Annotated in this window: 19 protein-coding genes; 5 read left to right on the top strand and 14 right to left on the bottom strand. The window is 42.4% G+C overall.

Going from position 1 to position 20,884, the window contains the following annotated elements; translation table 11 throughout:
- The first annotated feature begins 56 nt into the window (after positions 1-56).
- Complete coding sequence (gene fghA / locus ABWV72_RS15745; protein ID WP_353371640.1) at positions 57-896, top strand: S-formylglutathione hydrolase; 840 nt, start codon at positions 57-59, stop codon at positions 894-896.
- Between the two features lie 263 nt (positions 897-1,159).
- On the opposite strand, the gene ABWV72_RS15740 is transcribed toward fghA, so the two are convergent.
- Positions 1,160-1,660, bottom strand: coding sequence for an Lrp/AsnC family transcriptional regulator (locus ABWV72_RS15740; RefSeq protein WP_353371638.1), 501 nt, complete (start codon positions 1,658-1,660; stop codon positions 1,160-1,162).
- A gap of 172 nt (positions 1,661-1,832) precedes the next feature.
- On the opposite strand from ABWV72_RS15740, the gene ABWV72_RS15735 reads away from it, so the two are divergent.
- The 4 genes from ABWV72_RS15735 to ABWV72_RS15720 all read left to right on the top strand — a co-directional run bounded on the left by ABWV72_RS15735 (position 1,833) and on the right by ABWV72_RS15720 (position 8,046).
- Positions 1,833-4,010, top strand: coding sequence for a TonB-dependent receptor (locus ABWV72_RS15735; protein ID WP_353371636.1), 2,178 nt, complete (start codon positions 1,833-1,835; stop codon positions 4,008-4,010).
- A gap of 72 nt (positions 4,011-4,082) precedes the next feature.
- On the top strand, positions 4,083-5,369 hold the full coding sequence (locus ABWV72_RS15730) for a purine-cytosine permease family protein (protein WP_353371634.1): 1,287 nt from the start codon (positions 4,083-4,085) through the stop codon (positions 5,367-5,369).
- An 11-nt stretch (positions 5,370-5,380) separates the two neighbouring features.
- On the top strand, positions 5,381-6,961 hold the full coding sequence (locus ABWV72_RS15725) for a hydantoinase/oxoprolinase family protein (RefSeq protein WP_303500144.1): 1,581 nt from the start codon (positions 5,381-5,383) through the stop codon (positions 6,959-6,961).
- Complete coding sequence (locus ABWV72_RS15720; protein ID WP_353371631.1) at positions 6,958-8,046, top strand: S-methyl thiohydantoin desulfurase family protein; 1,089 nt, start codon at positions 6,958-6,960, stop codon at positions 8,044-8,046. The genes ABWV72_RS15725 and ABWV72_RS15720 overlap by 4 nt, the downstream gene beginning before the upstream one ends.
- Before the next feature lie 119 nt (positions 8,047-8,165).
- Here ABWV72_RS15720 and ABWV72_RS15715 read toward each other — a convergent pair whose 3' ends face one another.
- The 13 genes from ABWV72_RS15715 to ABWV72_RS15655 form a co-directional block, all read right to left on the bottom strand.
- On the bottom strand, positions 8,166-9,797 hold the full coding sequence (locus tag ABWV72_RS15715) for a thiamine pyrophosphate-dependent enzyme (RefSeq protein WP_353371629.1): 1,632 nt from the start codon (positions 9,795-9,797) through the stop codon (positions 8,166-8,168).
- Positions 9,798-9,953: 156 nt separating this feature from the next.
- Positions 9,954-11,207 carry an NRAMP family divalent metal transporter gene (locus tag ABWV72_RS15710; protein WP_216050394.1) on the bottom strand — a complete coding sequence of 418 codons (1,254 nt, stop codon included), beginning with the start codon at positions 11,205-11,207 and terminating at the stop codon, positions 9,954-9,956.
- A 124-nt stretch (positions 11,208-11,331) separates the two neighbouring features.
- Positions 11,332-12,264, bottom strand: a complete 933-nt coding sequence (locus tag ABWV72_RS15705; protein ID WP_353371627.1) for a flavin reductase — start codon at positions 12,262-12,264, stop codon at positions 11,332-11,334.
- 33 nt (positions 12,265-12,297) lie between these two features.
- On the bottom strand, positions 12,298-12,489 hold the full coding sequence (thmT, locus tag ABWV72_RS15700) for a 2-hydroxymuconate tautomerase (protein WP_216050392.1): 192 nt from the start codon (positions 12,487-12,489) through the stop codon (positions 12,298-12,300).
- A 96-nt stretch (positions 12,490-12,585) separates the two neighbouring features.
- A complete protein-coding gene (locus ABWV72_RS15695; RefSeq protein WP_353371625.1) occupies positions 12,586-13,542 on the bottom strand; it encodes a PDR/VanB family oxidoreductase in 957 nt (318 codons plus the stop codon).
- A 19-nt stretch (positions 13,543-13,561) separates the two neighbouring features.
- Positions 13,562-14,314, bottom strand: a complete 753-nt coding sequence (locus tag ABWV72_RS15690; RefSeq protein ID WP_216050390.1) for an SDR family NAD(P)-dependent oxidoreductase — start codon at positions 14,312-14,314, stop codon at positions 13,562-13,564.
- Positions 14,315-14,323: 9 nt separating this feature from the next.
- On the bottom strand, positions 14,324-14,806 hold the full coding sequence (locus ABWV72_RS15685; RefSeq protein ID WP_216050389.1) for an aromatic-ring-hydroxylating dioxygenase subunit beta: 483 nt from the start codon (positions 14,804-14,806) through the stop codon (positions 14,324-14,326).
- An 11-nt stretch (positions 14,807-14,817) separates the two neighbouring features.
- The gene (locus ABWV72_RS15680; RefSeq protein WP_353371622.1) at positions 14,818-16,104 is read right to left on the bottom strand and encodes an aromatic ring-hydroxylating oxygenase subunit alpha; all 1,287 of its coding nucleotides are present in this window, start codon (positions 16,102-16,104) and stop codon (positions 14,818-14,820) included.
- A gap of 8 nt (positions 16,105-16,112) precedes the next feature.
- Positions 16,113-16,634 (bottom strand): nuclear transport factor 2 family protein, encoded by a 522-nt coding sequence (locus tag ABWV72_RS15675; RefSeq protein ID WP_216050387.1) that lies wholly within the window; start codon positions 16,632-16,634, stop codon positions 16,113-16,115.
- An 18-nt stretch (positions 16,635-16,652) separates the two neighbouring features.
- Positions 16,653-17,012 (bottom strand): IacB protein, encoded by a 360-nt coding sequence (locus tag ABWV72_RS15670; RefSeq protein WP_216050386.1) that lies wholly within the window; start codon positions 17,010-17,012, stop codon positions 16,653-16,655.
- Positions 17,013-17,071: 59 nt separating this feature from the next.
- Positions 17,072-18,220 carry an acyl-CoA dehydrogenase family protein gene (locus ABWV72_RS15665; protein ID WP_216050385.1) on the bottom strand — a complete coding sequence of 383 codons (1,149 nt, stop codon included), beginning with the start codon at positions 18,218-18,220 and terminating at the stop codon, positions 17,072-17,074.
- Complete coding sequence (locus ABWV72_RS15660; RefSeq protein ID WP_353371619.1) at positions 18,213-19,358, bottom strand: amidase; 1,146 nt, start codon at positions 19,356-19,358, stop codon at positions 18,213-18,215. Before ABWV72_RS15660 ends, ABWV72_RS15665 begins: the two co-directional genes overlap by 8 nt.
- 208 nt (positions 19,359-19,566) lie before the next feature.
- Positions 19,567-20,874, bottom strand: coding sequence for an MFS transporter (locus ABWV72_RS15655; protein WP_216050383.1), 1,308 nt, complete (start codon positions 20,872-20,874; stop codon positions 19,567-19,569).
- Positions 20,875-20,884 lie beyond the last annotated feature (10 nt).

Raw genomic sequence — 20,884 nt, 5'->3', positions numbered from 1 at the left:
CTCCATTCTATTGCCCAAAATCACATTGATTTTGGGCCGTCTATATAGGTATTCCAATGACAATAGAAAATATAAGTGCCAATAAAAGCTTTGGTGGTTGGCACAAACAATATAGTCACCAATCGCAGGCATTAAATTGCACTATGCGATTTGCTATCTACTTACCGCCACAAGTATCAAGTGGACTAAAAGTGCCGGTATTATATTGGCTATCGGGCTTAACCTGTAGCGATGAAAATTTCATGCAAAAAGCTGGCGCTCAACGCATCGCCGCCGAATTAGGTATCGCTATTGTGGCACCAGACACTAGCCCTCGCGGTGAAGATGTGGCAGATGATGAAGGTTACGATTTAGGACAAGGTGCAGGCTTTTACGTCAATGCGACACAAGCCCCATGGAACCGTCATTATCAGATGTACGATTACGTGGTTAAAGAATTACCGAACCTGATTGAAGCGACCTTTCCTGTATCAGATAAGCGTGCAATTAGTGGTCATTCTATGGGTGGCCATGGTGCACTTAGCATAGCCATGTTAAACCCAACACGTTATAGCTCAATGTCGGCATTTAGCCCTATTTGTAACCCTATCGCTGCACCTTGGGGGCAAAAAGCCTTTACTGCTTATTTGGGTAAAGATAAAAACACATGGAAAAATCATGATGCCAGTGAGTTGATGCGACAAGCTGTTTATAAGGTACCAGCAAAAGTTGATCAAGGCCGCGCTGATGATTTTTTAAATGAGCAATTAAAGCCCGAAATGTTAGAAGCATCCGCGAAGGTTAATGATTATCCACTGGATTTGAGACTTCATGATGGTTATGACCATAGCTATTACTTTATCTCAACTTTCATTGAAGAGCACCTGCGCTTTCATGCAACCTATTTAAATACATAGTCTTTGTTGTGTGATTAGCCCACACTGCTATCGATTGTTAGCAGTAAGTTGTGCCTTAAAAACGACTTAGCGCTTATTATAATTGTTGATAACAAGCCTGCTGTATTGTGTTATCGAAGACAATTAACTCTTTGGATAGCGACGAAAACGTGAGGGGAAATCTATCCCCTCTCTCCTACTGAACTATCAAATTATCATATAGAATAAAGTTTTACGGATTGGTTAAGAGCAAAAATCTTTTCGCACCTAAAAAGGATTGAGGGTTATTCCAACCACTCTAACTTCTGTAAGGGATAACCTAAATACCACTTTGCGCGCTCTAAAATAATATTTGTTTTGAGTTTTTGTATGCCCAATTCGGGGTTGCCGTTCACCTTATCGCATATCTCATTCAATTTTTGAGTGTCAGAGCAGCACGTAAAACAGATGTAATCGATGTCCCCGGTAATTCGTAGGCAATCCATAAATTCGGGTATCTCGTTTATAGCCTCTTCAAACCTTTGTCTGGCCTTAGGATTATTAGATTCTAAGGTGAATTCAATATAAGCCAATACGTTTTTAGCAATGCGATTTAAATCCAAATCAGTATAAAAGCCATTAAAGTATCCTGCTTCCTTAAGTGCTTTGGTGCGCTGAAAACAGGCGCTGTTCGACAACCCCACACGCTCACTGAGCTCTTGATTAGAAATATCCGCCTGCGTGTGAACAATCGTTATTATTTTTCTATTGATCTGATCTAGCTTGATGCTTTTCTTACTGCTCATTGGTAGCCCATATTAAGTTAAAAAAACGATTGTTTTGTGAAAGCGGCCTTATGCTAAAGATTATCCGCTTGTGTGCTGTGTCTTCAACAGAAAATTTTCATCGTTAAGTAATATACTATGAATTCAAATAAATAAGAAAATTGCCAACCGAAGCATAATGGGAACCAACACCATGTCTAAGCGCACAACTACTGAGTTTGTAAAAAGTACCCCCGTCAATAATCAACGTCTAAGTAAAATTGCAGCCGCTATAATGTTGCCAAGCTCCTTGATGCTTGCAATGTCTTCCTCTGTTGTTACAGCGCAAGAACAAGAAATGCTTGAAACCGATATCGAAAAAATGGTTGTTACCGCCCGTGGGCGTGTTGAAAACATCCAAAATATCCCTGAGTCGATTACCTCATTTAATGCTGAACAAATTGAACGGGCTGGCATAAAAAACTTTCGTGATGTTGCCGATCTCACTCCAAACCTTAGCCAGCTAGACAACTTTCGGCCGGGTTTGGCTCGCATTCAAATTCGAGGATTGATTACTCCTCAGGTTGGTGATGCCCCGTTAGCTTTTGTCGTTGATGGTATTACAGCCTCAGATTTAGAGTTCATGAATCAACAATTGTTTGATATTGAACGAATCGAAGTACTGCGCGGCGCCCAAGGTGCGCTCTATGGACGAGGTGCGATTGGCGGTGCAGTAAACATTACTACTCGCAGACCAACCAACGATTTTGAGGCGAAAGTCACTACATCTATCGCCAGCGGTAACGATTTCCGCGTTTCTGGTGTTGCCTCAGGAGCCGTAGTCGAAGATCAAGTTTACTTTAGAGTCGGCGCTTATAGACGAGATTATGATGGACAACTAGAGAATACTTTCTTGAACCAAAAAGTGGATTTTCATGAAGAGAATTCGGTTTTTGGTAAATTGAGTATCGATGTTTCCGACGACTCAACTTTAGATTTAAATGCTCGTTTGACGAACACAGAATCCGGTATTGGTTACTATCAAGCAGTTGATGCCAACACTGTGGAAGATTTCTCAATACAGGTTGAACACAATGTGCCCGGCTTAGATACCCGTGATTTAGCCGAGTTTAGCGCGCGCTTTTCACATGAATTTGAAGCTTCAACCCTTGAATTAGTTGCCGGTTATAGTGAATCGGATCAAAACGGATTTTCTGATGGCGACTATTCCAATAAAGAAAGTGATTTTGACGGCTTTTACTTTGCCGGCGCCCAAGAAAATATATTGAAAGTAGAATCCACTACCTTTGAAGCACGTCTAAAATCTAATGGTGACACCCGACTGCGTTGGGCTGTAGCCGCGTTTGCCCAAGAGCGCACCCGCAACAGCGAATTTAATAGCTATGACGATTTAGCCGGCAATCAACCACAAACCCGCGCAGATTTTGACGAGAGTCTAATCGTTTTTAGTATTTTAGATGATAACACCAGTAGCGCTTGGGCTTTATCTACCCAGTTAAATTACGATTTAACCGATAAGTTGGAATTAACAGCGGCAATGCGTTATGACACCGACGACAGAGAATCCTTTGATCCTCGCTACGTTGAAGATACCTTCGAGAAAAAAACCTTTTCTGAGCTGCAACCAAAATTCTCTGCAGCCTACCAAATGACCCCTGATACCCTTGTTTATGGTGGTTACTCACGGGGCTTTCGTAGTGGCGGTTTTAACGAACCCCATCCTGATATTAGCCGTACATTCGATAAAGAAATATCTGATAGTTTTGAAGTCGGCTTTAAAACGAGTGTACTAGACGGCAACGGTACCTTTAACTTTGCATTGTTTCGCATTGATCAACAAGATGCGCAAATTACCCGATTCAATGGTGAGACCTTTACCTTAGAAAACATCTCTGTTGACGATGTGACCACTCAAGGTATTGAGTTTGAGTTATCAGTTCAGGCCAGCGAAAATTTAACCTTTATGGCCAATGGCGGAATTATTGACTCTGACATAAAAACGTTTGTTGAACGCCCTGAATTAGTAGGCTCTTCACTGCCACACGTAGCTGATTACAACCTCAACTTGGTCACTGAGTATCAATATGAAATGTCGTCAGACATAGATTTAATTTTACGCGCCGAATTGAACCATAACGGTCCGAGAATATTTACTTTTGATATCCCCGATATTGAATCATCCAAACAAACCTTTATCAATTTAAGAGCGACCTTCGAAGCCGATGTGTGGTCGGTAACGGCTTATGCAGATAACCTAACCGATGAGCGTCAAATAGAAGATTTAGTCTTGTTAGACAATAGTGTTGTGTCCATGGGGCGTTTCCCCAACATAGGCTCTAGTTTTGGTGTTCAACTCGACTATAACTTCTAAATGATTCAATTTTCGTGAGCCCTTATTTAAGGGCTCGTTGTTAGATAGTCTACACAACTATGAGTTTTCACTATGAAGCCGGAATTAAATGAATTTTCCGCGGTAAGGATTACGGATAGCCAACTTGTCCCCTGGCCCCGCGTTGCTGCCGTTGGTGCAATGGTCGCGTTCTCATTACCTACTTTTATTACAGGTCTAGAGGTCTATCAGGCCCTTGAACCAATACAAACACTGCTTGCATTGTTTATAGGCTCACTGATTATCTTCGCCATTGGTGGCGTAATGGGGGTCATTGGCGCTAAAACTCGTATGAGTTCTTATTTACTGGTGCGTATCGCGTTTGGAGACAAAGGCGCAAGCATAGTTAATATCGCTTTTGCCATATCACTGCTGGGTTGGTTTGGGGTGAATATTAATTTGTTTGGCGATGCGGTCTCGCGTCTTGCGTTAGATGTCTTTGCGCTCAATATCGCACCTTTAACCCTCGCGATTATTGCCAGTTTTTGTATGACGTTGACTACGGTAATTGGGTTTAGAGCGATTAATTGGCTAGCCACAATAATGGTTCCTGTGTTGGCCGGTGTGACCTTCCTACTGGCGTATTCCGCGCTGAGCGAAAAATCATTTGAACAAATTTTAGCAACCGAAAAAGCCGCCACCTTGTCACTCGGTGATGGCATTTCAGCGGTAGTAGGTGCAATCATCATTGGCGCTATTATTTTGCCGGATATCACCCGTTTTGTTAAACACTGGTCTAATGCGATTTATATCGCGTTTATCGCCTATGTTGTTGTGCAAATGGCGGTAATGGGTGCAGCGGGACTAGCCGGCGCATCTTCGGGACATGCAAACATATTGGATATTATGATTGATTTGGGCTTAGGCATTGGCGCATCCATTATCGTCATTGCTGGAAGTTGGGTGCTCAATTCTTTGAATTTGTACAGTGCTGTGCTTAGCACAACCGCGACCTTCCCTAGGTTAAACGCAACTTGGGTGACTATTGGCTTAGGCTTAGTTGGCGTTTTTGTTGCTTTGTTAAACCTGCTCGACAACTTTATTACCTTTATCTTTTACCTATCGATTATTTTTGTGCCTGTAGCTGGGATCATCATTATGGATTACTTGGTCATTCGCCCCCATGCATACAACATTGACTCTCTTAGCAACAATCGAACGATAGCGCCCAAAGGATTTATTGCTTGGTTGATTAGCGCCGTTTTCGCTATTTTAAGCACGGAAAGTTTAATTCCCTCCCCGTCAGGAATAGCAGCCATTGATGCTATTTTTCTTGCTGGCATTGTATACACCACATTATCTTGGAATGAACGTCGTTCCAATCATCGAACACAAAGCTAGAGGCAAACACAATGAGAATTGGAATAGATGTAGGCGGCACTCATACTGATGCCGTAATTATGCAAGGTGACAATGTACTGGCATCCACTAAAGCCCTGACTTCAGCAGACGTGATTTCTGGAATTACCAATGCGCTGGATGTTATTTTAAACGACAGCGGTATTTCGCAGAATGAAATCGAAACCGTCATGATTGGCACAACCCAATTTACCAATGCCATTATTGAACGACGTGAACTAGCACAGGTAGCGGCCGTAAGAATTGGCTTACCCTCAGGTAACGGCATGCCCCCCATGTTGGACTGGCCTCAAGATCTAAAAGACGCCCTTGATAGCGAATATTATATGCTACATGGTGGCTATTTATATGATGGTTGGTCGTTGGCCGATATCGATCAACAAGAAATCAGCAACATGATTAACAGCATGCTCAAAAGCGGCGTTAAAAATATTGCCATAGCGTCTGCGTTTTCACCGATAAATTCGGCCCCAGAAGAACAAGTCGCCAACGAAATTCGTAAAGCGATACCCGATGCGAAAATAACCCTATCTCATAGTTTTGGTCGTTTGGGTTTAATGGAAAGAGAAAATGCAGCAATTTTAAATACCACGTTATTGCCTTTCGCCGACAAAGTGGTTAGCTCATTTTTAGGAGCTCTGAAAAAACGCGACCTGCATTGTCCGGTATACATTAGCCAAAACGACGGCACCTTAATGAGCGCTGATTTCGTGCGTTCCTACCCTGCCCTAACATTTGCATCAGGGCCGACTAACTCGCTACGGGGCGCTTATAAATTAACCGGTTTAAAAGATGCCATTGTAGTTGATATTGGCGGTACCACTTCTGATATTGGTGTTTTACAGAATGGATTCCCCCGAGAATCAAACGTCATTATTAAAGTTGGCGGCGTGCGGACTAATTTTAGAATGCCCGATATTTTAGCGATTGGCTTAGGCGGCGGCAGCATAGTATCCGACGACGGCACTGCTATTGGCCCCCATTCAGTTGGTCACAAACTGGTTACCGAAGCGTTAGTTTTCGGGGGCAACACGCTCACTACCAGTGATATTTTAGTGGCTAGTGGTGGTGCAAATATTGGCGACAAAACAAAAGTAGCGCATATCTCACCGCAAACTATTCGTCAGGCCAAGAAGACCTTACATTCGATGCTTGATAACAATATCGACATGATGAAACCCGGTGGAAAATCTATGCCAGTGATACTGGTCGGTGGTGGCGCTATCTTGGTGACCGAGGGATTAGAAGCTGCGTCCGATATTCATCGACCTGAACATGCTGGTGTGGCTAATGCCATTGGAGCCGCAATTGCGCAAATTGGTGGTGAAGCAGAACAGATGGTGTCTTATCGCACCTTGCCACGTGAAGAGGCGATAAAACAAGTGACTAAAGATGCCATGCAACGTGCAATAGATGCAGGCGCGGCAGCAGATACGTTACGCACCGTTGATATCGAAGAAACCCCCGTACCTTATATGGATGAGTCTAGTACCTGTATTCGGGTTAAAGTAATAGGTGAATTAGCTGCCTTACCGACCAATACTTCTGAACGTATACAAGAGTCCACATTATGAAAATTGAACAAAAACATTTAGAAGATTTAGCCCTAGGTTCTGTTTTTTTAGCAACAGGAGGCGGCGGTGATCCCTATGTTCCCCGTTTAATCGCTGAGCAGGCAATTAAGCAATTTGGCGCGGTTGAGGTAATTCAGCCGAGCGAACTCGGCGACGATGCCTATGTGGTAGCGATAGGTGCTGTAGGCGCGCCTACGGTTAGCCTTGAGTTACTTCCTTCGGTTGAAGATGCAGCAAACACCTTAGCTGCTTTTGAAAAGCACGTTGGCAGAACCGTTGATGCGGTTGCTTCTTTTGAAATCGGTGGCGGCAATTCATTGATTCCTATTGTTGCCGCAGCTGGTAGAGGCTTAGCGGTTATCGACGGCGACGGTATGGGCCGAGCCTTACCAGAAGCGCAAATGATGAGTTATGCTATTGCTGGTGTGAAACCCACGCCATCAGTTGCTTATGACTACGCCGGCAATGTGGCGACATTCTCGACCAATAGCACCGAGGTGTATGAACGCCATATCCGCAGTCTAGCTATGGCTGCTGGCGGCATGATTACCGCAGCTGAACATCCAATGACCGGTCGTCAGTTAAAAGATTCAATTATTCCAGGGACCTTGTCTTTTTCCATTAAACTTGGTCAAACTCTGCGGGAAAATCGCGGTTTAGCCACCGAGATGCTTGCTCCTTTACAGGCACTGTTTAACGATTCAATCTACGGTGAATGTCGCTTAATTTTTACTGGAAAAGTGATTGATAAAGCCACTCGAATTGTTGGCGGCTACGATATTGGTGAAGCCACCATTGAATCTTTTGATAATAACGACTTACCGCTTACAGTTAGTATTAAGAATGAATACTTATTGGCTCGCAAAGGCGAAAAAGTGGTTGCGAGCGTGCCTGATTTAATTGTCATTGTTGATTATGAAACCTCGACACCAATCAACGCAGAACGTTTACGCTACGGTCAACGAGTGGCGGTATTTGCAGTAGGTTGCCCCCAGTTCTATCGTTCTGAAAAGGCCCTTAAAGCGGTGTCGCCTCGCTGCTTCGGTTTTGATTTAGACTATGTTGCATTAGAAGATATTAAATAGCCGTAGGTAGCGTTTTTCAGCGCAGCCAATAAACAAAAAAGCCGTTAGTTGCTTAACAACTAACGGCTTAATCACCACCAGCAACCATCTAGTAGATGTTGCAATCTAAACCATATAATTTAGTTACCGTAGCCAGCTGGCATCAAGAATTCCCATACAGAGCTTTCGCTGCCTCGTTCGCATGGTATTTCAATCACAACAGGACCTTCTTTGGAATCAATCACGGCTTGTTCAAGCAATGCTGCGAAGTGCTCTGGTGAATCGGACTTATAAGCCTTTGCACCGAAGCTTTCCACCAACTTCACAAAATCAGGGTTAGTTAACTCTGAGCCAACCACATTACCATCGAAGAAGTTGATCTGATCTCGTCTTACGTTGCCGTATGCATTGTTATTAAACAGTAGAATAATGAGTCCAATTTTAAACTGTACAGCCGTTGCTAATTCTTGCACCCCAAACATGAAACCACCATCACCGGCAATAGACATGACCACTTTATCTGGATTCGCTACCTTTACCCCCATTCCCGTTTGAATACCATGCCCAAGGTTGCCTTGATACCCACAAGTGACAAGGTGACGAGGCTCATATACTGGAAATCCTAACCAAGAGGTAAAACCAACCTGTGAAATCTCTTCAACAATATAACCATCTCTGGGCATAACCTCACGAATGATGTTTAGATAGGTCATTTGCGGTTGCACTTTTTGGATTTCTTGCCAACTCTGGGCTTTAACCTGTTCGAAGTGTGCTTCTTTCGATGCTCGTGGAGTGATATCTTTTTCAAGCACATTTAGCAATGCCTGGGTTGCAAGGGTCGCATCGGCAACAATCGAAACATCTCCCCGTAACCGAGTAAGTTGAGTAGGATCTATATCTATCCGTACTAATTTGCAGGTTGCTACCCCAGTTTGCCAACGAAACGCTGGTAATTCCATTCTCGATCCAATGCCAATCATCACATCAACTTCTGGATAGAGTTTATAGCCTGCCGCACAATTAAAACCATAAGGAGAATCATCACTAACGATGCCTCGCCCTCCGCGGAATGAGACCACAGGAGCTTGTAACAACTTTGCTAGTTGCAGAATTTCATCTTTTGCATCAACAGCACCACTACCGACCATAATCATAGGATTTTTTGCTTTACCTAACATTTCAGCCGCGGCTTTAATTTTACTTTCAAGGGGCTCATAAGCAGGGCTAGGTATAGCAGGAAAGTTCACATCGACAGTGGCTTTTTGTCCAAAAATATCCATAGGCACTTCAATTGCGACTGGACGTTGGCGTCCCGACGTCAGTTGTGTAAAAGCATTAGACATGGTTGCAGGTGCATCGACTGAATGATTGATGCGAGCAGCCCATTTGGTCAGTACTTTTAAGATCCCAAGTTGGTCATCAAGCTCATGTAGCATGCCGTGTCCTATGCCGACAAATTCGCTGGGAACTTCTCCGGTAATACACAACACAGGAGTGTTATGTGCAGTACATAACGCGGCGGTGGAATTGAGCACCCCTGGCCCAGGAACCACACAGTAAACCCCAACTTTGCCAGTGGATTTTGCATAGCCATAAGCCATGTAACCAGCGCCCTGTTCGTGGCGAGTTACAACCAATTTAATTTTGTCTTGATAACGGCTTAGGGCATCAAAAAAAGCATAGGTTTGCGCGCCAGGAATACCAAAAATTGTATCCACACCGTTTTTTATCAAATATTGGATAATCGCGTCTGAGCAAGTAATCTGTGTCATAGTCAAATAAATTCCGTTGATGTTTATGGTCTAAAAATGAATCATTAAGGGATAATTGAGATGGTTTTATATCCATCTTTCATATTTTTTTACACTTATTTCCATCAGCTTTGGTCCCGCCCTGCACAGCAGGACAGGGGATGTTAAAACTGAGCTTTATGCCGATAAGCGATGGTAAAAATAGATAAGCGTAAAGGTAGTTAATATAACTACCCCGCACAGACTCCAAATTTTCATAAAGAGGCTGGGCTGTAGCGCTTTAGGTACTTGATCACTCCACATAGCGCGGTGGTTTAAGTAAGCCAAAATAGGGCTAATAACAAAGACAATCACAGAAGTGATATCGATAAATGTTGCGAAGGACTTCAGCATCGTCGCCAATATAAGGATCGCTGCGATACAAAGCAGAATCATGGCGATGTTATAATTGCGTTTTGAATCAAGCTTTAACTCTGGACGCCCAACCCCGCTATCAAGTATTCCAACTAACACCCGCGTCATACCATCGACAACCGCAAACAGCGTTGAAAACATCACGAAAATCGCGATAGTTGCAATTAGTGGAAAACTCCACGGACCTATTGTTTGCGTAAATAGCTCCATAAGTTGTCTAGAAAAACCTGAATTACTCACTTCAATTGCAACATCACTGTTGTGCATCAAGCCGGTACCTAACACCAAAAAGCAAAGCGCCAATAACACGCTCATCACATAACCCACATTAAAATCTAAACGGGCTTCTTTGGGGGTTGGTAATTTACCGGTATCTTCTGCTCGAGCACAGGTCCAAAGGGATTGTGTCACCGAACCATCCGTTGGTGATGGCATAAAGCCAATCAAAGCAACAACATAAAGTACAACTGAGGAATCAATCGCCGGAATGGCAAACTCTGAAGGAGACCAATCGATTTTTTGTGAAACCAGTACCACGGTGATAATAATCAACAGGGTAAAACAAGAAACAACATACTTGGTTAGCTTTTCCAATAAGCTGTAATGTCCGCTACATAAAAATAAAGCGATAACTGATAAAAGTACACTTACACCCAAAACCGGATTTACTGAAAAACTAAAAGCGGCTTGGAATAAACCTAGGGTGAAAAGCGCTATGGCCCCCACCACAAAAACCATGCTGAAGATTTCTGCAAACGCATAAATACCAAAAATCCACCAGCCAGCGGTTCGATAGCTAGTAATCAGATTTTTGCCCGTAGATGCCGCGAATTCACCACCAAAGCGCAGGGCTGGATATTTCACCAAACAGGCTAAAATAATGATAAATGTTAGACCTAAGCCATAATCAGCTCCAGCCCGAGTGGACTGAACTAAGTGAGAGACTCCCACTGCAGCAGCCGCGTATAAAATACCCGGCCCCAACACGCTAAAAAACGAGCTTGATTTACCTTTCATATTTACTTTCTCTTTTATTATTATTAAGTGAAGCTATTAAATATATTGAAACATTTGCTCGTTAAAGCTTTATACGATTATTAACCAATCAAATGGTACCTAAAATCAACTCTCCTACTGTTTACTAGTTGTCCATTTCAATTATGCTTTTGAGAGCATTTTTAAGTACACTAGTTTGTTCTGGATTTAACTTACTTAGCATATGGTCTTCATGTTCTGCTGCTACAGCCAACAAAGACTTTTGCAGAGCCATGCCCTCATCAGTAAGAGCAAGCTTATCTTCCACTATCGTCAGAGCACCTTTTTCAATTAGTGTATCTACTGATTCACTTAAATCATTCAGTGGCTGCATTGCTAAAATAGACAGTGTTTTCAGGGTATGTACTGGAGCACTAGATAATATGGTCATAACTCGCCATTGCTCTGGTGTCACATCACAGCCATCAATTAGTTTTGGATATAAATCTTGACGGTATTTAGAAATAGCAGAATTTAGTAAATATAACAAATAGTTATCTAAAAATTCGTTACCTGTCTCTGCTTCATTCTTTTGAACATTGCCGCTGGGATGCTGGGAGGTGATTGCATAACTACCCCTAGAAAATGCTAAAGGTGTTAACGAATCATCATGATTGTATTGGATTACTTCACCAACGATGATCAGGTGATCGCCACCTTCGTAAACATTCCAGGTTTTACACTCAAACTGGGCACCACAACCGGCCAGCAGAGGTGCTCCACCTAAACCTTTGGAAAAAGATACATCTTTAAATTTATCTTCTCCTCTTCCGGCAAACCGATTCGAAGTTTCAACTTGATTTTCACTTAATACGTTAATCGCAAAATATTCGGCTTTTTCAAAAATTGTTTTACTAAACGCGCCTTTATCAATGCTCCACAATACTAATGCAGGGTCAATTGATACACTGTTAAAACTGCTTGCAGTGCAACCAATCGGAGCGCCGTTTTCATCAACCGTAGTTATCACTGTCACCCCTGTTGGGAATTGACCTAGCGCCGTTCGAAAATCTCTTTTATCAAACTTAGTATTACTCATATTTTTATCCTAGCATTTTGTTCTTATTAGGCTTTAACGGCCAGCTTTATGTGCAGGTAGAGTACCTATACCCCAGTGAGCTTTCGGATATTCACTAATTATCACACGAATATTTTCTTCAGGCGCACCGATAGAATCCATTACAGCTTCAGCAACCGCTTTGATTAATGCTTCTTTTTGCTCTACTGAGCGACCTTCCATCATATTTACATTTACAATTGGCATAGTTCTCTCCGTCCTCTATAACCTATTCCATTCTAAAACCTGTTTTCAATTGTGCCTTACTCAACACTTTTACCTGTTTTAGAAAACTAAAAGGTTTTAAATATCAATAACTAATCGCTCACACTTGGCGCGGGAACAACATAAAGCAATCTGGTCGTTGTCTTCTTTTTCTTCGTCAGTTAAAAAGTGATCTCGATGATCTGGAATGCCCTCGATAACATCAGTAATGCATGTGCCGCAGACACCTTCTTCACAAGACATGGCGACTTTTACACCTACTTTTCGAAGGGCTTTGGCGATCGTTTCTTCGCTACCTACAGTGACGGTAATATTACTTTGTTCACAGTAGACTTCGAAGCTGTCACCGGATGTATCAACATCTGCACTGAAGTACTCAAAGTGAACATGCTCGCTTGGATAATTTTGTTCTTTTGCACTATTTATCACCCAATCCATAAAGCCCGTTGGCCCACAAACATAGATGTGCGTGCCTGGCTGGAAATCGCCAAAGGTATCTTTTGGAGAAAACAATTGAGATTTATCTTGGTCATCGTAATGAAAACAAACCCGATCACCAAAAGCCGATACTAGCTCATCTTCGAATGCACCAGCCCCTTTAGTGCGCGTGCAATAATGAAGTTCGAATTCTTTGTTTTCTTTCAACAGTTCGTACGCCATCGCAATCATTGGTGTAATACCAATTCCGCCACCGGCAAGAATGCTTTTCTTAGCATCTTTATTAAGTGGAAAATGATTACGGGGTGGGCTAATTTTTATATGTTGTTGCTCGCTAAATTCAGCATGAATTTTAGCCGAACCACCTCTAGAATTAGGGTCATTTAACACGCCAATTCGATAAGACTCGCTCGATGCTGGATCATTACATAAAGAGTATTGACGTATCAGATCATCACCACAGTGAACATCAATATGAGCGCCAGCCGAAAACGCAGGTAGCGGCTGTCCATTGGCACTTGCCAAATCCATCACCGCAATACCCGCACCTTGTTCAGTGCGTGACGTTATTACAACGTCGATTAATTCATTATCCACAAGATTCTCCTCTTCATGCTTAACGCATGTATATGCCGCCGTTAATATCCCAAGTCGCGCCAGTGACTGTATTCGCTTCATCGGCTGCCAACATCACAACCACTGAACCGATAAATTCAGGGTTACTCATGGCCTTAACGGGGATCATGTTATTAATAATATGTTCAAGTTTATCTGCGGGTACTTTGTCTCTAACAGATGGCACATCTACCGGACCTGGTGCAATTGCATTTACCGTCACACCTTTGTCAGCAAATTGTCTGGCAAAGATTTTGGTTAACGTTGTAATTCCAGCCTTTGATGCGGCGTAATGGGCACCGGATGCGGTGCCCCCCATTTGTCCAGCCAAAGAGGCTAAATTGATAATTCGGCCAAAACTTTGGTCTGCAAAATATTGCCCAAACACTTGGCTACCAATAAAGTTGCCACGTAAATTAATGTCTAGCACTTGGCTAAATTCTTCTGGACTGATCTCCATCAACGGCGTAGTTGGTGTCATCGCTGCATTATTAACTAACACATCGCAATGCCCAAAAGTGTCAAGGGTAAAGGCTAAACCTTCACAAAAATCTTGTTTGCTCATGACATCAAGCTTAGTCGCAACTGCCACTTCGCCTGTGGGGTCGAGTACCTTAGCAGCTTGGGCCGCCAGCGACCCATTAACGTCACTGACCACCACCGAATAACCCGCTTTGATGAGAGACTCGCAAATCACATAGCCTAACCCTTGCGCAGCACCGGTGACCAAAGCCACTTTTTTATTGGAACTCATAATGTCCCCTTAAAACAAGTAACTGACAGTCGTCAGATGCTGGCTTGATTTCATGACTTTAACGATCTTTTCAGCAATTTTGAAACTGCCGCCGTCACGGACTAATTTGAATTGCAAATTAGCCGGATAGCAACGTACGCCGTTTTTGTTGTTTTCATACAAACTATAGGCACAACGCACTCTCACAAAGCCATCAATATCGTCAAGTATGCGGAAGCGTGACATAGTACGTACGGTTTTTTCACCTAATTGCGTTGAAATAGCATCACCGCTAGTTAAACGTTCAATACGCAACTTACGCATTTCATCATCGTCGTATGCTACATTGAGGGTATTCGCGTAATCTGTAGCGTTATGATCTACCGGAACAATATACAAACCGGACTCAAGCCATAAATCTAACCACTGTTGGTATTCTTTGTTATCGAGCATGTCTGCTTCAATATTCAAGAAGGCAGTTACATCGGCTAATAATTGGGTATCTAATTTCATTTTATCGATCCTTATTTTCCGCTTTCCACAGACATCATCTTCTTATATTTCTGATACGCAGCACGCATGCCAGTTTCAGAACAAACAGCCCCTTTAACATTGCCATCAGCCGAGGTAGATAATTTGGACAAACCGCGATTAATCATGATCCAGCCATCTGTTCCAGCAATGGAACCAGCTTGAACACGTTCCCATGCTTCACCATCATCAGGTGTACCGAACCCCATTGGCCCTTGGAAATGCTCATGTAAACGCATGCGCTTCTGATTAAAGGCTTCAGGAGCACCTTTGCCACCTATGGCGATATGGTGAATTTCAGTTTCATTAGCACTAATTGGCACAAGATTACGGAAAAACGCCATTGAACAAGCAATATTCGGGAACAGATTCAAATTAAACCCGCTACCACCGACCGCTCTAACTAGACGACGTACTTCTTCGTCAGAATGACCTTCATCAGCTAAACTCTTAGCCAAGTCTGCGTAACGCTCGGGAATCGGCTCATCTAAATTTTCTTCTAGATCGACCAACTCAGGGATCATCACCATCACGCTATGACCATTTCCTAAATCTTCGACATAACCTTCACCGTCTAGGAAATCAAAAACTTCAGCAGCCTCTTCATCAACAGATGCTATAAATGACTTATGTACTATGGGGAAGTGATAGGCATCAGTGGTGTTTTCTAGTTGAATCTTCCAGTTTCCAGGGAATCTGAATCGATGATCACCAAGGGTTTTAAGTGGATAACCGCCGCCTTGTTTAACAAATAAGTCGATCCATTTTTTAGCGCCGCCTAAATGCTCATCTAGCGATTCCAAATCATCTTTTAAGGTTGCAAAAACCATCCCGTTATAGGATTCGGAACGTACTTTAACTAAACCAAATTCAGCTTTATCAAGGATATTTTCGTATTCTTCAGGTTTAGGCAATGCACGTAGACTACCATCTAAACCGTATCCCCAACCATGATATGGACAGGTGAAAGCTTTGGTTTTACCGGTTTTACCTTCGCACACAGTTGCGCCACGGTGACGACAACGATTCAACATCACGTGAATATTGTTTTTACGATCACGTACTACGATAACCGGTTGGCGACCTATTGAAGCTGTCTTATATGAACCCGATTCTGGTACTTCACTTTCGTGAGCAACCCAAACCCAAGTGTTATTAAATATCTTGTCTAATTCTTCATCGAAAATTTCTGGATTAGAGTACAAAGACTTATGCAGTCTATCTTCCAGTACCAAATCAGCAGTACTGTTTAGGTTTTTTACTTTAATTTCTGTATTCATGAGAAGTCCTATTCTGGCACTGGCAATGCCGCGCTGTTATCCCATGGCTGAGCCATAGGACGGCTGAATTTATTTTCAGTAACAAAGTGAGAAATTTGACAAGCCTGTTCGGATAAAACGAAAGTTGCTTTAATTTGCGCGCAACTTAATTGTGAACGACCATCAATAAAATCTGAAGGCTGCACCAACAGCCAAGTCCCAGTAGCTTTGTCACCGTCAATCGTGATGGTTTCATTACCCAAAAAATGCACGTTCAGGTTAAAATGACCTGGTGAGGTAGCATATTTTGCAAACATGTTTTCGATTGCATCAATGCCCTCATAGCGCCCAAATGTTTTGGCATAGCGCTGGCCCTTACCTTCCCAAATGGCATCGTCTGTAAACAAAGCCATCAGATTTTTAAGTTCAAAACCAGGCGCTAAATCATCGCAAAGTCGCATGTATTGATTCATGCAGGCACTCACTCGTTTTTCGCTTTCTAAAACAGAGAGTCGTTGCTGCAATGCTTCTAATTGTTGTAATGAAATCATATTTTGTATTCCAAAAATTTAGCTTGGAACAACAAGTTCACGACCAATACGTGCTTCTACTTTGCAGTATTTCCACAAGCTGTAAGTGCCGTCACCCACAGGTGTTGAGCGGAAGAAATCACAACCAGCAATAACAGTTTCGAGGTCTGGAACATCTGCCATAATATAGGCAGTCCAAGGGGCGGAAGCGGAAGGACCGACTTGAATTCGATCATCATCCATAATACCAAGCACGTTGACGCCAGGCAGATCAGATATGCCCTTCATCATTGCACTAAAAGCTTGCCAAACATCACCCATGACCTCTTTTGTAGAGTCCATGAAATTTTGATTAACACCGATACAAAACAATACTCGATGGGAAGTTGATTCACTCATAACGTTTTCCTCCAATAGGGTTTAACATTTTTTAATAATTAATTTTTTAAATTCTGAATTTACAAATAACCAGGAAATGGTGGGTGTCCAAACATAATAGCCCCAGCATTTTGATAGGTAACCTCACCCATAAAGGCATGTTGTGTTACCAAATGAGCATCTCTTAAACAACGAGATAACGGATGATCTAAATAAGCGCCCTGCATACCAGATAATTGATAAGCAATGCGTGTGGCTTCAGCACACTCTCTAGCCACATTAGTGGTTGCTAAGCGAATTAGACTGATTTGATCTTTGCTTGGTTCGTCCCCCTGCATAATCACATCCCACACTTCATCAGTTGCTTCATAAAAGAACGCACGAGAAGAACGCACTTTGGCTTCCGCTTTAGCAATATCTATTTGTGCATAATGACGCTCCCCTAAATTAGGGGCGCCAGTAACTGATTTTCTATTTTTGGCCGAGTTAACAACCACATCGATGGCATCTCGAGCAATACCTAACGCGGTTACCGATAACACCTGCGCGGCAAATGACAATGAAGGATATTTGAAAAACGGCGTGTCGACTGTGGGTGTGCCGCCACGTACAAAGGTCCATTCCTCAGGAACAAACACGTCTTCTACAATCAGATCAAAACTACCCGTTCCAATCATGCCGTGCACATTCCAGGTTTTTTCGATTTTGACTTTATCAGCCGGCATTACCGCCATTTTTGGTAATTTACTGCCATCATCAGGCATCACACCGACGCCGAGTAGAGATGCGCCCATACAACCGCTAGCAAATTGCCAACGGCCATTTACAATGTAACCACCTTTTACTTTTTTGGCTTTTTGTGGCGGGAAGATGCCACCAGCAAAAACTATATCAGCGGAATCCTTCCACACCTCTTTGAGTGTATCCATTGGTAAAGCCGCAAGATACGCAGGGTTCATTCCAAAGCTGGCAACCCAACCTGCAGAACCATCTGCTGTTGAGATAGTTTCAATTGCTTTTAAAAACTCGCTTGGGGTTTTACCACTGCCACCAAAACTTTCTGGTACGAAGGAGCGGTAAATTCCAATATCTTTGAATTGTTCAACAACATCATTTGAAATAAAACGTTGCTCTTCGAACTCAGCTCTACGTGAGCGAATATCACTTAGCAGTGCATTTACTTTTTCTTCTCCGCCCCACTGGGTCATATCCATTGAATTTTTATACATCGTTTTTCTCCACACATTCAGTGTTAATGTTATTCGAACAGCTTAATTTTTTAGCAATTTCGCATATGAGTTCATCATTTCCCTTGGCTCCTACAAGCTGCATACCTACAGGCTTTCCCAACTCATTTTTAAGTGGGATGGTAATGGCTGGATGCCCAGATAAATTGAATGGTCTAGTTAAAAAGCTGATATTAAGATCGTTTTTACCTTCTAACCCATCCACTCGTTTGAGAGGAAATGAAGGAAGTGTTGGCAGTACAAGGGCATCAACTCCTTTTAAAGCGTCATCCACTTGTTGACTGAAATGCGCTCTGACAACTTCAGCTTCTGAGGCGATATTGGGATTTATCTGACTTGCCGCTAGTAATCTCGATTCAATATCACTACCCAGTTTTCCGGTATTGAGTAAATGACCGAAGGTTTGCCACATCTCAAAATTCATTAATTTCAATGCGGCATCAAAGGCATCATTTAAGCCCGCTAAAGTAGTCGTGCGTAATTCAATAAAACTCTGGTTTAAAGCCTTATCGACTAACTGGTTTATTAGGCTGTCAGGCGCAACATCCAACCGCGCCAATTTAATTGGTCTATCAATAGAAATTGGCGCAAAAGTTGGGTCTATGCACTGCATTCCTTTAATCAAATCTTCTGCTGAAAACGCCAAAGGACCAACACAATCTAAGGTTGACTCAGCAGGCACTACCCCCTTACGACTAACTCGACCAAAGGTAGGTTTAAAACCAAATACACCGCAACACGCGGCTGGCACTCTAATTGAACCACCGGTATCAGTGCCGATACTGAAATCCACTGTCATTTCAGCAACTGCAACGGCACATCCACTCGATGATCCGCCAGGGATATATTCTGGATACAGATAGTTAACCGGAGTCCCCAAATAAGAGTTAACACCCGTCATGCCATATGCCAACTCGTGCATATTTAGTTTTCCGACTAATTTCACACCAGATGCCAACATAGTCGCCACAACATCAGCATGTTTAGTGGCGCTAGTATTGTGACTAAATGCTTTGCTGCCGGCCTCAGTCACAAAACCAGCTACATCGATATTATCTTTGATACCCGCAACCAATTGGGTATTTGTGCCAATTTCAAATTTTTTGGTAAATACACACATCGTAAATATTGCCTTGGTTTCGAATACTAATGTTTAAAGACTAATTTAAATTACATGATTATTCAAGTAAATATTAATGTAATTATTCTATTAATAATTAAGCAAAAAATAATCATTTGTAAAACAGCTTCGTTACTTTTTTCGAGCGAATACAGAATAAAAAACAGATGACTAGCCAGTAGATATTTACTGGCTAGGATAGTTACTATCAGCGAACCTTTAATTGGAAAACGATCGCCGCTGCTATCAATAGAGGTATAGCAAAGACCGCAAAGTTGAGCTCCATACTAAAACCATAGGTTATTAATAAACCGCCTACGTATGGGCCAATGACAGCACCAAATCGTCCTAGACCCAAAGCCCACCCGATCCCAGTTGCCCTGACTTCAGTTGGATACATCTTTGCCGATGTGGAATAGAGGCCAACGTACGCGCCAAGCAATAAAAACCCGATAATAAACAATAAGATGAATAAATTCATAAACTCAAACAAGAACCCAAACGAGAGCATCGCTAGGCCAGATATTGAGAGAAAAATCGTAATCAATTTAGTTAAACCGAAATTAGCGGCAAACCAACCCAGAAGAAGCGAGCCTATAACCCCTCCTCCATTTAACGCCACTGCCGAAAATACACTATCAGATTCGCTTAAGCCTTCGTTAATCACCAACTTTGGTAACCAACTTAGTAAAAAATATAAGGAGATAAAAACGCACAAAAAGGTTAACCATAACTGTATGGTTTTAGTTCGAAAGGTAGGACTCAATAAACTTAAAACGCTGGCTTTGTTAATTGCATAGTTATTATCAACGACAAATTCACTTATGGTGCTGCGGTTCATTTTGGTTAATAACAGATTAACTTTGTTTAACGCACTGTCAGTCCCTTGGGTTTTTAAAAACTGTAGTGACTCAGGTACCAAACAATACACTACAACGGCCATTACTAAGGTAACCAAACCAAGACTAAAAAACACAATTTCCCAACCATAGGTAGGTAGAATTGGAACGACAATAATCCCGCCAATAGTGGCCCCCAAAGGGAAGCCAGCGGAAATAATTGCGACACTAAAACTGCGATATTTAGTAGGCGTATATTCAGATGTAAGGGCGGTAACATTGGCCAGCATGGCCCCGACCCCAAGACCTGTAATTGTGCGCAAAACAACTAATTGCCAAAATGCACTGACTAACCCTGTTAAAAACATAGATATGCCAATTGCAATAACACTGGCAATCAACATTTTTCGTCTGCCAATTTTATCCGCGTATGGCGCAATTATCATTGCGCCTAACATCATACCTGCGAGTGTCACACTAAACACCAAGCCTAAATTAGTAGGATTAATATTCAGTTGTTCACTAACACGCTGTGCGACAAAGGACATTGAGGTGATATCGAATCCGTCTAATATCATCAACAAAAATGAAATGAACACGACGAGAATTTGAGTTAAAGATAACTTTCCATCATCCAAAATGTGCTCAAATGTTTGTATAGATTGACCTTCTTTCATACGTTGCTCT

The organism is Aliiglaciecola sp. NS0011-25, assembly GCF_040370605.1.
Taxonomy (GTDB): Bacteria; Pseudomonadota; Gammaproteobacteria; order Enterobacterales; family Alteromonadaceae; genus Aliiglaciecola; species Aliiglaciecola lipolytica_A.
This window is presented reverse-complemented; position numbering and strand designations above follow the sequence as displayed.

Excerpts from the sequence above, each read along its gene's own strand:
- fghA (WP_353371640.1), top strand. The coding sequence starts at position 57 with ATGACAATAGAAAATATAAGTGCCAATAAAAGCTTTGGTGGTTGGCAC.
- ABWV72_RS15740 (WP_353371638.1), bottom strand. The coding sequence starts at position 1,660 with ATGAGCAGTAAGAAAAGCATCAAGCTAGATCAGATCAATAGAAAAATA.
- ABWV72_RS15735 (WP_353371636.1), top strand. The coding sequence starts at position 1,833 with ATGTCTAAGCGCACAACTACTGAGTTTGTAAAAAGTACCCCCGTCAAT.
- ABWV72_RS15730 (WP_353371634.1), top strand. The coding sequence starts at position 4,083 with ATGAAGCCGGAATTAAATGAATTTTCCGCGGTAAGGATTACGGATAGC.
- ABWV72_RS15725 (WP_303500144.1), top strand. The coding sequence starts at position 5,381 with ATGAGAATTGGAATAGATGTAGGCGGCACTCATACTGATGCCGTAATT.
- ABWV72_RS15720 (WP_353371631.1), top strand. The coding sequence starts at position 6,958 with ATGAAAATTGAACAAAAACATTTAGAAGATTTAGCCCTAGGTTCTGTT.
- ABWV72_RS15715 (WP_353371629.1), bottom strand. The coding sequence starts at position 9,797 with ATGACACAGATTACTTGCTCAGACGCGATTATCCAATATTTGATAAAA.
- ABWV72_RS15710 (WP_216050394.1), bottom strand. The coding sequence starts at position 11,207 with ATGAAAGGTAAATCAAGCTCGTTTTTTAGCGTGTTGGGGCCGGGTATT.
- ABWV72_RS15705 (WP_353371627.1), bottom strand. The coding sequence starts at position 12,264 with ATGAGTAATACTAAGTTTGATAAAAGAGATTTTCGAACGGCGCTAGGT.
- thmT (WP_216050392.1), bottom strand. The coding sequence starts at position 12,489 with ATGCCAATTGTAAATGTAAATATGATGGAAGGTCGCTCAGTAGAGCAA.
- ABWV72_RS15690 (WP_216050390.1), bottom strand. The coding sequence starts at position 14,314 with ATGAGTTCCAATAAAAAAGTGGCTTTGGTCACCGGTGCTGCGCAAGGG.
- ABWV72_RS15685 (WP_216050389.1), bottom strand. The coding sequence starts at position 14,806 with ATGAAATTAGATACCCAATTATTAGCCGATGTAACTGCCTTCTTGAAT.
- ABWV72_RS15680 (WP_353371622.1), bottom strand. The coding sequence starts at position 16,104 with ATGAATACAGAAATTAAAGTAAAAAACCTAAACAGTACTGCTGATTTG.
- ABWV72_RS15675 (WP_216050387.1), bottom strand. The coding sequence starts at position 16,634 with ATGATTTCATTACAACAATTAGAAGCATTGCAGCAACGACTCTCTGTT.
- ABWV72_RS15670 (WP_216050386.1), bottom strand. The coding sequence starts at position 17,012 with ATGAGTGAATCAACTTCCCATCGAGTATTGTTTTGTATCGGTGTTAAT.
- ABWV72_RS15665 (WP_216050385.1), bottom strand. The coding sequence starts at position 18,220 with ATGTATAAAAATTCAATGGATATGACCCAGTGGGGCGGAGAAGAAAAA.
- ABWV72_RS15660 (WP_353371619.1), bottom strand. The coding sequence starts at position 19,358 with ATGTGTGTATTTACCAAAAAATTTGAAATTGGCACAAATACCCAATTG.
- ABWV72_RS15655 (WP_216050383.1), bottom strand. The coding sequence starts at position 20,874 with ATGAAAGAAGGTCAATCTATACAAACATTTGAGCACATTTTGGATGAT.